The sequence below is a fragment of the Nannocystis sp. genome, from assembly GCF_016714285.1.
Classification (GTDB): Bacteria; Myxococcota_A; Polyangia; order Nannocystales; family Nannocystaceae; genus Nannocystis.
In genome coordinates this window covers 134,780-146,110 of record NZ_JADJNN010000020.1, presented here as the reverse complement: position 1 = coordinate 146,110, position 11,331 = coordinate 134,780, and the positions used below count along the sequence as shown (strand labels likewise).

The following is an 11,331-nucleotide window of genomic DNA, read 5'->3' as shown; positions in this document are numbered from 1 at the left end:
GGGATGCGAGCGCCGGGTCACGTGCGGCGGCTGACAAAATGTCAGCTGGAGGCGGTGCTAGATGCCTTTTTGGGGCGCTTGGGGGTTTCGACCGCGAATGCGGCCGCGGCGCGGTCGAGCAGGGGCTGGAGTCGGCGGCGGGCGGGGAACTTGTTGAAGGTGAAGACCTGCGGGTGGCCGAGGACGCGCGCGCCGAGCTCGTCGTCGCGGGTGAGGCTGAGGTCGACGCCGAGGACGAGGCCGGGGTCGGGGCGGGCGTCGAGCTCGTCGAGGCGGCGGACGAGGGCGTGGCGGTGCCAGCGGTGGAACAGCTCGACGGCGAGGGTGGCCGGGGTGTCGCGGTCGCGGAGGCCGAAGTCGGGGACGCACATGCCGAGGGCGCCGGTGTGGCGCAGCTCGGGGAGGTGGTCGATCGACCAGCGATCGTCGGCGAGGGCGGCGAGGCCGACCTCGATCTCGGGCGGGATGTGGCCGAGCGCGCTGCGGTCGAGCGCGCGCAGGGGATCTTTGTGGTCGAGGAAGAGGGTGCCCTTGGCGCCGCGTGGGATGTCGACGTCGGCCTCGACGGTGAACTGGCTGAGCAGCGGGACGGCGGCGAGGAAGGTGGCGAGCTGGAGGCCGTATTTCTTCTGCATGTCGAGGATGGCGCCGGGGCCCTCGACCTGCAGCACCCACTCGTCGCCGTCGCGGGTGACCTCGGCGACGAGGCGGCTGAACTTGAGCCAGCGCAGCAGCTTGCGCAGCTCGAGCTGGCTCTGGGTGCCGGTGCGCACGCGCAGGCGCTGGGCGTAGAGGACGAGGCCCTGGGCCTGGGCGAGGTTGTAGCGCTCAAGCAGGGCCTGGGGGGTGGGCAGGGCGCTGCGGAGGAGGCGGCGGTGCTCGCCCAGGTCCTCGTAGAGGCGAGCGCGGCAGTCGTCGAGCGGGGCGGGCAGGCCGGCGGCGACGCGCTCGAGGTAGAGGGCGAGGGGGGCGTCGTCGGGGAGGCCGCGGAGGACGGCGGCAGAGATGTGAAAGGCGCTGCGACGCAGGCCGGCGGCGGCGTCTCCGGGCTCCTCGAAGCTGCACTTGTCCTGCAGGAGCTTGACGAGGCCGCGGGCGAACTTGGGTTTCTTGGCCTCGCCGACGAGCACGCCCTGGGCCTCGTCGAGGGCGCCGCGGGTCTCGCCGACGCCGTGCTCGAGGATCTGCACGAGGCCGGCGGCGAGGGCGAGGTGGTCCTCGTGCTTCACGTCGACGAAGGTGGGGCGGAGCTTGCCCTTGACGGTGCGATAGGCGAGGAGGTCACGCGTCAGCATGCGGCGTCCTCGGGTGGGGCCCACTCTGGGAGGTCGGCGGCGAGGCCAGCAGCGAGGTCAGCAGCGACGTCTGGGGGGAGTTCGGTGGGGTCGGGCGCTGCGTCGGTGGTGGGATCTGGGGAGGTGGTGGTGGATCGCTGGCTCGCCGCGCTGGTAGGCGCGGTGCTGGCGGCGACGCTCGCTGATGCGGCCCTCGGCGGCCACGGCGGTGCAGATCTCGTAGAGGGTGGCGCGCTTGCCCTCGCGCTTGCGGAGGATGCGACCGAGGCGCTGCACGTGCTCGCGGACGCTGCCGTTGCCGGAGAGGATGACGCCGACGTTGGCGTCGGGGACGTCGACGCCCTCGTTGAGCACCTTGCTGGTGAGCAGGACCGGGAGCTCGCCGGTGGCGAAGGCCTTGAGCAGCTCGGCGCGCTCGGGGGGCTTGGTCTGGTGGGTGATGACGGGGAGCAGGAGCAGGCGCGAGAGGCGGTATACGGTGTCGTTGTCCTCGGTGAAGATGAGGATGCGGTCGCGGCGGTGGCGGGCCAGGATGCGCCACAGGGTCTCGATCTTCGACTGGGCGGTGAAGGCGATGCGCTTCTGTTCGCGGTAGGCGGCGAAGGCGAGGCGGCCCTCCTCGCTGCGATAACAGTGGGCGATGAACTGGGCCCAGCCGCTCGGGTGATTGAGGGGGATGCCGCTGCGGCGCAGGGCGTCGACGTAGAGGGCGCGGCACTCGTCGTAGCGCTGCTGTTCGTCGTCGTCGAGGCTGACCTCGAGGGTGTGGATCTCGTAGGGGGCGAGGTAGCTGCCCTCGAGCTCGTCGATGCCGGCGCGGTAGCGGACGGCGCCGAGCAGCTCCATGGCGACGCTCTCGCCGCGGTCTGTGCGGTCGAGGGTGGCGGTGAGGCCGAGGCGGTAGGGGGCGAGCGAGCCGGCGGCGATGAAGCGGTAGGCGGGGGCGGGGAGGTGGTGGCACTCGTCGCAGATGAGCAGGCCGAAGCGGTTGCCGTGGAACTCGGTCTGGGCGGCGGCGGAGTCGTAGGTGGTGACGGTGAGCTCGCGGCGCTCGTGGGCGCCGCCGCCGAGCATGCCGATCTCGCGGGCGAACCACTGTTGCAGGACCTGCTGCCACTGCAGCATGAGGTCGATCGTGGGGACGACGATCAGCGCGGGGCGGCCGGTGTGCTGGATCGCCATGACGGCGAGCAGGGTCTTGCCGGCGCCGGTGGGCAGCTCGACGATGCCGGTGCAGCCGCCGGCGACCCAGGCGTCGAGGGCGGCCTGCTGGTGGGGGAAGGGGCTGAGCGGGGCGACGAGCGGGAGGTCGACGCGCTCGTACTGGCGGGCGAGGTCGTTGTAGGGGATGCCGCGGCTGTGCAGGCGGGCGACGATCTCGCGGTAGCGGTGGGCGGGGGCGCGGTGGTTGCCGGTGCGGTGGTCGGGGATGAGGAGCTGGGCCAAGCGCTCGTCCTCGGGCAGGGCGCCGGGGACGACCAGGGTGCCGTGATCGAAGTGGAGCTCGAGGGCCATGAGCAGTTCGCGGGTTCGCGGGTTCGCAGGTTCGTGGCTCGTAGCTCGCGGTCCGCGGTCCGGTGCGTGGGCGGCGGAGACTAGCACCGATACGGCGCGGTTGTGCACCGGGCGCGGGCCGGAGCGAGCCGCGCTGGCCTTGCTGTGGGCTTCGCTGATACGGTGGCTTGATGGCGGCACAGAGCTTCTCGTGGCGGTTGTGGGCGTGTCTTGGGCTGGTGTGCGGGTGCGGGCCGGGGGCAAAGGTGGACCCGACGGAGGGGACGACGGGGACGGAGACGGGGACGCCGGACACGGAGGACCTGCCGACCGGCGATGGGACGACGCTGATGATGGAGGGGCCGAACTCGGTGGTGATCGCGGAGAACCGGGCGGTGGACCTGCTGTTCGTGATCGACAACTCGGGGTCGATGGGAGTGGCGCAGGCGCGGCTGTCGCAGGCGATCGGGGCGCTGGTCGGGGTGCTCGAGGCGCCGGACACACGGGCCGACTACCGCATCGGCGTGACGACGACGGACAGCGGCAACCCGCGCTGCCCGGCCGCGACCTACAAGCCGGAGGCCGGCAACCTGGTGCTTTCGAGCTGCGTCGACCGGATCGATCAGGCGGAGTTCACCTTCAACAGCGAGGACTTTTCGGCGGCGTGCACCGATCAGTGCAGCAAGCGTGACTCGGACCTGAGCGTGCTGGCGACGGCGACGGAGGTGGATCAGAAGCAGCAGCCGCGCAAGTGGGTCGAGCGGATCGCGGGGCAGTTGAATGTCAGCGGGGCGGACGCGGTGGAGGCGCTGCAGTGTTATCTGCCGCAGGGGGTGGCGGGCTGCGGGTTTGAGTCGCACCTGGAGAGCATGTATCTCGCGCTGGCGGCGGCGATGGCGAAGGACAGCAAGAACAACTACGGGTTTGTCCGCCAGGCGGCGCAGCTGGCTGTGGTGTTCGTGAGCGATGAGACGGACTGCTCGTACAATCAGGGCACCAAGGAGATCTTCACGACCAACAAGGTGTTCTGGGACGACCCGGTCAATGACACGGCGCCGACCAGCGGGCTGTGCTGGCGGGCGGGAGTGGCTTGCAGCGGGGGTCCGGGGGTGTACTCGGAGTGTCACGCGGAGAACTACGACGCGGCGGGGTCGCCGGGGGCGTCCGACGCGGATGCGGTGCTGCAGCCGGTGAGCAAGTACATCGATTTCTTGAAGGCGATCGAGCAGCAGAAGCAGGCGATCGACGAGGGCCAGCGGGTGAAGGTGTCGCTGCTGACCGGGGTGCCGCCCGGCTATGACATGTTCGCGGCGGAGATCGGGTACGAGGATTCGCTGGACCCGGAATACCAGAGGAACTTCGGGATCGGTCCGGGCTGCCTGCTGGGCGATCCGAACCTGCCGGGGTGGGGCGCGGTGCCGCCGGTGCGCGAGCGGGAGCTCGCGGAGGCCTTCGTCGACCAACCGGGCGAGCAGCGGCGCTTGTACTCGCTGTGCGACGCGGACTACAGCGCGGCGCTTACGGAGATCGGGACGGAGATCGCGGAGGCGATGGCGCCGGCCTGCATGCCGAACTGCGTGCGCGACACGGATCCGGAGACGGCGGTGCTCGACCCGAGCTGCACGCTGTACGAGGAGCACCTGCTCGAGAACACCAAGGTGGAGATCGTGCCGTGCGTGGAGATGAATGGGGCCTGGGTGCCGCCGAACGGGGCGACGCTGTGCTTCGCGTACCTGGTGGACCCGAACGGCGCGAGCACGCCGAGCGGGCTCGATGACATGTCGCCGCACTGCGTCTTGGAGGGGTTCAACCTCGAATTCTCGATCGTGCGCACCGCGGCCGCGCCGGCGAATACGCTGATCTCGGCGAGCTGCGAGCTGTCGGCGAACAAGAAGTTGGACTGCCCGAAGCTGTGATGGCCGTGATCGCCTGATCAGGGGGATCAGGGGGATCAGGGGACCAGGGGGCCGAGGGCGAGGGCGAGGGCGTCGAGGATCATGAACACGAGCATGCCGGCGGCGAGGGCCTCGAGGGCGGCGCGGCCGGGGCTGTAGGCGGGGCCGGGGGGCTCGTCCATGGGGTAGAGCAGGGGCAGGCTGACGAGGAAGTAGCAGGCGTAGAAGAGGGAGCCGTAGCGGAGCATCCGCGGCTTGTCGGCGTACCAGAACAGGTCGGAGATGAGGTCGCTGGCCATGAACAGGGTCTCGCCGAAGGAGACGGCGTAGGCGAGGGCGAGGGCGGCGAGGCCGAGCAGCAGGCGGCGCGGCCAGCGGGCTGTCTCCGGGGACAGGTGGGCCGGCGACGCGGGTGTCTCTTGGGACAGGTGGGCCGTCGGCGCGGGTGTCCCTTGGGACAGGTTTCCGAGGCCGAGGGCGCGGTGGAGGCGGCGCAGGACCACGAGCATGCCGGCGTGGTAGCTGACGAAGTAGGCCTGGGTGAGCGGGTACATGAAGATCGGCACGCTGCCGTCGCCCTTGCCGACGAGGGCGGCGTCGAGGGTGTAGCGGGTGGGGAAGGCGTAGCGCATGCCGAGGACGTCGAAGAAGTAGTGGGTGAGGAAGTAGGTGCCGATCCAGACGAAGAGGAAGATCCAGAGGTTGAACTTGAACCAGTAGCTGCGGTGCCAGGGGGTCGCGGCGAGGGCGGGGACGCGGCGGTGGCACCACGCGGGGATCACCACGAGCGGGGCGCTGACGGCGACGGAGAAGGCGAGGAAGCCGAGGTCGCCCCAGCGCAGGAGGGCGCCGCTGGCCATGACGAGGGCGACGGCGGCGATCCACACGGGCGTGTAGAGCAGGAAGAAGCGCTCGGCCCAGGCCTTGCCGGGGTCGTCGGAGAGCCAGAGGCGGGCTGGGCTTTGGGACATGTCCGGGGCTTGCGGTCCGTCGCGGGCTGGGCTTTGGGACATGTCCGATGGGACAGCGATGGGACAGCGAGCTCAGTCGCGGAGCTTGCGGGCGAGCATGATGCCGTCGCGGACGGACAGGAGGACGTGCTCGACGCGGGGGTCGGCGGCGACGCGGGCGTTGAAGCGGACGATCGCGTGGTCGCTGGCCTCGCTGGGGTGCAGCACCTTGCCGCTCCACAGGGTGTTGTCGGCGATCACGAGGCCGCCGACGGGGAGCAGGGGGAGGACGGCGTCCCAGTAGTGGACGTAGTTCTGCTTGTCGGCGTCGATGAAGACGAGGTCGAGGCGGCGGCCGGCGGCGGCGAGCTCGGCGATGGTCTCGAGGCCGGGGCCCATGCGCAGGGTGATGCGGTCGGCGAGGCCGGACTCGGCGAAGTAGCGGCGGGCGACGGCGGTGGCGACGGGGTCGATGTCGCAGGTGAGGAGCTCGCCGCCGGGGGGCAGGGCGCTGGCCATGGCGAGGGCGGAGTAGCCGGAGAAGGTGCCGAGCTCGAGGATCGTGCGCGGGCGGACGAGGCCGACGATGAGGCGCAGGAGGGCGCCCTCGACCTGGCCGACCTGCATCTGCGGGGAGTCGAGGGAGGCCAGGGTCTCGGCGCGCAGGCGGGCGAGGAGGTCGCTCTCGCGGGTGGTGTGGGCGGCGACGTAGGCCTCGAGATCGGGGCCGATCAGGGACAGCATGGGCCGCAGGCTAACACCTCGGCGACGGTGGCACGCAGGCGATCGCAGGCGAGGTCGAGGGTGGCCTCGGGGGTGAGCAGGGAGACGGCGAGGTGGGGCGGGGCGTGGAGGTCGTAGAGCTGGGCGGGCTGGGTGAGGATGCCGGCGCGGGTGAGGAGCAGGAGGGCCCAGGCGGCGTCGTCGAGGTCGTGCACGGCGGGCATGCGGAGGAGGGCGGTCCAGCCGGCGTCGAGGTCGAGGACGGTGACGGCGGTGGCGCGACAGGCGAGCTGCAGGCGCTCGAGGTTGCGGCGGGTGCGGGCTGAGATCTGCGCCTGCATGGCCGGGGCAGCGGCGAGGAGGCGGGGCAGGGCGAGCTGCACGGGGGTGGCGGCGCTGAGGTAGGTGTCGGCGATGATCTCGAGGCGGGCGATGGCCTCGCGGACGAGCGGGTCGGGGCCGCTGGCGAGCCACCAGGCGAGCTTGAGCTGGGGCAGGGCGGCGACCTTGGAGAGGCCGGAGATGGTGAACGCGAGGCAGGCGGGTGGGGTGAGGGCGGGGCTTTGGCGCGGGCCCTCGCGCAGGGGGTAGTCGTGGAAGACCTCGTCGCAGAGGAGGGCGATGTCGCGGGGGGCGAGGAGCGTGTCGAGGAGGGGGAGCTCGTGCGGGTGGAGGTAATTGCCAGTGGGGTTGTTGGGGGCGACGACGACGAGGGCGCGGGCGCGGGGGGTGGCGGCGAGGATCTCTCGCAGGCCGACCTGGTCGATCGACCAGGTGCCGTCATACAGCAGGGGATAGGGGACGAGCTCGACGTGGGCGAGCTCGGCGATCACGCGCAGGAGCGGGTAGCCGGGCTGGGGGACCAGGACTGCGTCGCCGGGGTCGCAGAGGAGGGCGAGCAGGTGGCTGTAGGCCTCGCTGCTGCTGGCGCACAGGCCGATGTGGGCGGGGTCGGGGCGGCGACCGCGGGCGGCGTAGTAGTCGGCGACGGCGCTGCGGGCGGAGTCGAGGCCGAGCGAGGCGGGGTCGTAGGTGGCGCTGCGCTCGTCGCAGAGCTCGCGGTAGAGCGCGGGCGGGTGGGTGAAGCCGACGACGGTGGGGTTGGAGATCGTGAGGTCGAGGAGCGTGCGGCGGTCGGTGTCGGCGAGGGCGCGACCCAGGCGCGAGGGTTCGGTGCTCCAGGCGGTGTGGCGGGAGAACATCAGGCGGCGGACGATACGCTAGGGATCGGCCGGGGCGGGGCTGGTGCGGCTGGAGTCGTGGCTGATGCCGTCTCTCGCGCGCTCGACGACGGCGACCTTGTGGCGGCTCTCGGCGGCGGGGAGGTGGACCTTGAAGAGCATGGCGCCGCCGACTTCTTTGACGTCGAGGCGGCAGCCCTCGATGCGCAGGAGGGCGTCGGCGATCGGGAGCTCGAGGCCGAGGCCGCGGTGGCCGGGGAGGCGGTGGAAGCCGCGGCGGGCCAGGTCGAGCTGCTGCGAGGTGGAGGGCTTGACGGGGGTGGTGATGTGGAGCTGGAGGCCGAGCGGGGAGTCGCGGTCGCCGGCGCGGAGCTTGATGGCGATGGTGCCGGCGGGGAGGCGCTTGCCGGCGAAGAGGAGCAGGTTCTCGAGGGCCTGGACCATGTGGCGCGGGTCGACGAAGGCGGTGGGGAGGCCGGGGGCGGTCTCGATGCTGTAGTGGATCTGGTCGCTGGCGCGGGTGCGGGCCTTTTGCACGGCGCGGGAGATGAGGGGGGCGAGCGGGACGGGCTCGGCCTGCAGCTCGATGCGGCGGGCCTCGATGCGGGCCATGTCGAGGATCGCGTCGATCTGGTGCAGGAGGTCCTTGCCGGCGTTGGCGATGGTCTCGACCATCTCGCGCTGATCGAGGTCGAGCTCGCCGTCGACGCCGCGCAGGAGCAGGGTGCTAAAGCCGAGGATCGAGTTCAGCGGGGAGCGCAGGTCGTGGCTCATGTTGGCGAGGAACTGGCTGCGCAGGCGGTCGGTCTCCTCGGCCTTCTCGAGCGCGACGAAGCGGGCGATGGTCGCCTCGTGCATGCGCGCGACCAGCTGGTCGATCGCCCGCGCGAGCGCGGCCCACTCGGGGGTGCTCGGGGCGATGACCGGGCCGGCGCCGGCGTCGGCGGCGATGCTGGCCCGCAGGCGCCGGAGGTCGCGCTCACGCTCGCGGACCAGCAGCATCACGGCGGCGCCGCCGGCGAGCAGGCACAGGCCGGCGGACAGGCCGAACAGGGCGAGGGGGGGCGGCGGCGGGCGGGGCACGGCGACGGCCGCCGTGACGCCGCCGTCGTGGAGCGTGAAGACCTCGGGGCCGCTGGGGACCGCCTGTCCCGAAGGACCTGTCCCCGCGGGCAGGTCGGCGCCGTAGCTGGCGCCGCTGGCGGTGATGACGGCGGCGCCGGGGATCTCGGCGATGAGGCGGCCGAGGTCGTCCTCGCGGCCTGGGCCGGCGGCGTCCAGCAGGCTGCGGGCGGCTCGCTGGGCGGTGCGCTGGGCGTCGCTGCGGGCCTGGGCCTGGACCCACAGCTCGGTCATGACCAGCGGGGCGGCGGCGGCGGCGACGAGGGTGAGGGCGGCGGCCTGGTAGAGGCCGCGGGACATCGGCGGTGGGTCGCGCAGGGCGAGGGCGGCCTGGGGCGCGGCGAGCAGGTCGGCGCGCAGGGCCTGGCGCACGCCGGCGGCGCTGAGGACGGTGAGGGGGCCGGCGAGCGCGAGCCAGAGCGCGAGGTGACCGACGGTGGTGGGCCAGGTCCACAGCAGCTGGTGGCCGGCGATGAGGGCGTCGCTGACGGCGACGGCAGCGAGGCCGCCGAGGACCAGGCCGGCGCAGGCGCGGGGCAGGCCGAGGAGGGCGACGAGGGCGTGCTCGACCTCGTCGCGGGCGAGGATGCGGCCGTGTTCGTGGCGATCGCGGGCCTCGAGGATCGGTGCGACGGGGACGGCGAGGAAGCCGAGGGCGCGGGCGAGGCGGAGCAGCGGCGGGCGGCGGCGGCGGGCGAGGTCCTCGGGGGCGAGCCAGCGGGCGGCGGGGAGGATGAGGTAGACGGCCGCGAGCACGCCGGCGAGGACCAGCAGGTGGGGGACGACGAGCGCGAAGATCGGCCAGGGGCCGGGGCCGACGCGGCCGTCCCAGGTGATCAGCGCGGAGGCGACGGCGAGGGCGGCGGAGCCGACGAAGGCGGCGGCGAGGACGGCCATGACGTCGCGCTCGGCGGCGAGGCGGGTCGGGACGCCGCGGGTCGGGACGCCGGGCGACATGTCGGCGTCGGCGGGGAGCTCGTCGGTGAGGCCGTCCCAGTCTGAACTTTCGGACAGGTTGTCGGCGCTGTCGGGTTCGTCGCTCACGGGGTGAGCTCCTGGGGCAGGCGGGGCACGCGGAAGCGCTGGGAGGCGCGCACGAACTCGGCGGTCATGTCGATCGAGGTGGGCTTGCGCGGCGGGTCGAGCGGGAGGGAGAGGGTGAAGGTCGAGCCGCGGTGCAGCGCCGAGGTGACGCCGAGGGCGCCGCCGTGGTGGATGGCGATGCTGCGGGCGATGGCGAGGCCGAGGCCGGTGCCCTGCTTGCGGCGGGCGAGGCTGCCGACCTGGTGGTACTCCTCGAAGATGGCGTCGATGTCCTCGGGGCCGATGCCGATGCCGGTGTCGGCGACGCGGACGAGCAGGCGGCCGGCGAGGGGGTCGTGGAGGGCGGAGATGGTGATGCTGCCGCGCTCGCTGAACTTGGTGGCGTTGGAGAGCAGGTTGTTGAGGATCTGGGACACGCGGCGGCGGTCGCAGACGACGCGGGGGAGGCCGTGGGGGACCTCGCAGCGCAGCTCGAGGCCGGCCTCCTGGACCAGGGGGCGGTGGATGCGGGCGACCTCGTCGACGATCTCGGCGATGTCCTCGGGGGCGAAGTAGAGGCGGAGCTCGCCGGACTCGATCATCGAGATGTCGAGGATGTCGTTGATGAGGCCGAGCAGCTGCATGCCGCTGGTGCGGATGAGCCGGACGTCCTCGCGCTGCTCGGCGGCGAGGGTGGTCGGCATCATGCCCTCGAGCAGGAGCTGGGAGAAGCCGCAGATCGAGTTCAGCGGGGTGCGCAGCTCGTGGCTGACGGCGGCGAGGAACTCGGCCTTGGCGACGGCGGCCTCGCGGGTCTGGGCGAGGGTGTCGCGGTAGCGCTGGTGCTCGGCGGCGAGGTCGCGACGGAGGTTCTCGAGCTCGGCCATCAGCTCGCCCATGCGGTCGAGGCGGGTGACGACGAGCGGGCGGGCGGCGGCGTGCTCGTCGATGCGGTCGAGGCGGCGGGCGACGGAGAGGACCTCGCCGCTGCCGGCTGTGCCGACGCTGAGGCCGGCGATCGCGGCGAGCACGACGACGGTGAGGAGGCCGAGCAGGAGGCCGAGCGCGTGGACGCTGGGGGGCGGCGGTTCGGCGACGCCGCGGCCGAGCGCGTAGCCGAGGGCGACGATCGCGAGGGCGGCGGCGCAGGCGGTGAAGATGCCGGTCCAGCGGGTCACGCTGGCGTCGGGTTCAGCGTCCGAGGGGGCGAGGCGGCCGAGCAGGACGGCGGTCGGCGGGGCGGCGAGCAGGCTCGCGGCCCACACGGCGGCGAGCACCGGGCCGACCTGCGGCATGAGGGCGGGGATGCTGATCGCGGCGAGGCGGTTGCCCCACATCAGCGGCACGATGACCAGGGCGGCGAGCGGCGGTCCGACGATCAGGGCGCGCACGGCGAGCTCGCTGGCCTGGCCGATCGGACCTGTCCTTGCGGACAGGGTGAGGAGGACGAGGTGGATGAGGCCGACGAGGCCGGCGAGCGCCGCGGCCGTCGGGCCGAGGCGGAGCGCGGCGGGGCCGGTCATCCAGGTGAGCAGCGCCTGCGAGGCGACGAGCACGGCGGCACACGCGAGGAGGGCGACGCCCTGCGCCCACGCGCGCTCCCGGCGCGATGCCGCGGCGTTTGCCATGCGGCGTCAGGGTACCATCG

8 protein-coding genes are annotated in these 11,331 nt (G+C 72.7%); 1 reads left to right on the top strand and 7 read right to left on the bottom strand.

Translation table 11 applies throughout. From position 1 onward, the window contains the following. Positions 1 to 41: 41 nt before the first annotated feature. A complete protein-coding gene (locus tag IPJ59_RS27715) occupies positions 42 to 1,295 on the bottom strand; it encodes a DUF790 family protein (protein WP_293258716.1) in 1,254 nt (417 codons plus the stop codon). 57 nt (positions 1,296 to 1,352) lie between these two features. Continuing rightward, positions 1,353 to 2,810, bottom strand: coding sequence for a DEAD/DEAH box helicase (locus IPJ59_RS27710; protein ID WP_293274027.1), 1,458 nt, complete (start codon positions 2,808 to 2,810; stop codon positions 1,353 to 1,355). A gap of 170 nt (positions 2,811 to 2,980) precedes the next feature. Here IPJ59_RS27710 and IPJ59_RS27705 point away from each other — a divergent pair, with 170 nt between their 5' ends. Beyond that, positions 2,981 to 4,705, top strand: coding sequence for a vWA domain-containing protein (locus tag IPJ59_RS27705; protein ID WP_293258712.1), 1,725 nt, complete (start codon positions 2,981 to 2,983; stop codon positions 4,703 to 4,705). A gap of 35 nt (positions 4,706 to 4,740) precedes the next feature. On the opposite strand, the gene IPJ59_RS27700 is transcribed toward IPJ59_RS27705, so the two are convergent. From IPJ59_RS27700 to IPJ59_RS27680, 5 genes are read right to left on the bottom strand one after another with little or no spacing between them, the layout of a single operon-like run. Next, positions 4,741 to 5,697, bottom strand: a complete 957-nt coding sequence (locus IPJ59_RS27700; RefSeq protein ID WP_293258710.1) for a hypothetical protein — start codon at positions 5,695 to 5,697, stop codon at positions 4,741 to 4,743. Positions 5,698 to 5,727: 30 nt separating this feature from the next. Beyond that, positions 5,728 to 6,378, bottom strand: coding sequence for an O-methyltransferase (locus tag IPJ59_RS27695; RefSeq protein WP_293274026.1), 651 nt, complete (start codon positions 6,376 to 6,378; stop codon positions 5,728 to 5,730). Then, positions 6,366 to 7,559, bottom strand: coding sequence for a pyridoxal phosphate-dependent aminotransferase (locus tag IPJ59_RS27690; protein WP_293274025.1), 1,194 nt, complete (start codon positions 7,557 to 7,559; stop codon positions 6,366 to 6,368). The genes IPJ59_RS27695 and IPJ59_RS27690 overlap by 13 nt, the downstream gene beginning before the upstream one ends. Positions 7,560 to 7,577: 18 nt before the next feature. After that, the gene (locus IPJ59_RS27685; RefSeq protein WP_293274024.1) at positions 7,578 to 9,704 is read right to left on the bottom strand and encodes a sensor histidine kinase; all 2,127 of its coding nucleotides are present in this window, start codon (positions 9,702 to 9,704) and stop codon (positions 7,578 to 7,580) included. After that, the gene (locus IPJ59_RS27680; RefSeq protein ID WP_293274023.1) at positions 9,701 to 11,311 is read right to left on the bottom strand and encodes a sensor histidine kinase; all 1,611 of its coding nucleotides are present in this window, start codon (positions 11,309 to 11,311) and stop codon (positions 9,701 to 9,703) included. Before IPJ59_RS27680 ends, IPJ59_RS27685 begins: the two co-directional genes overlap by 4 nt. Positions 11,312 to 11,331: the final 20 nt, after the last annotated feature.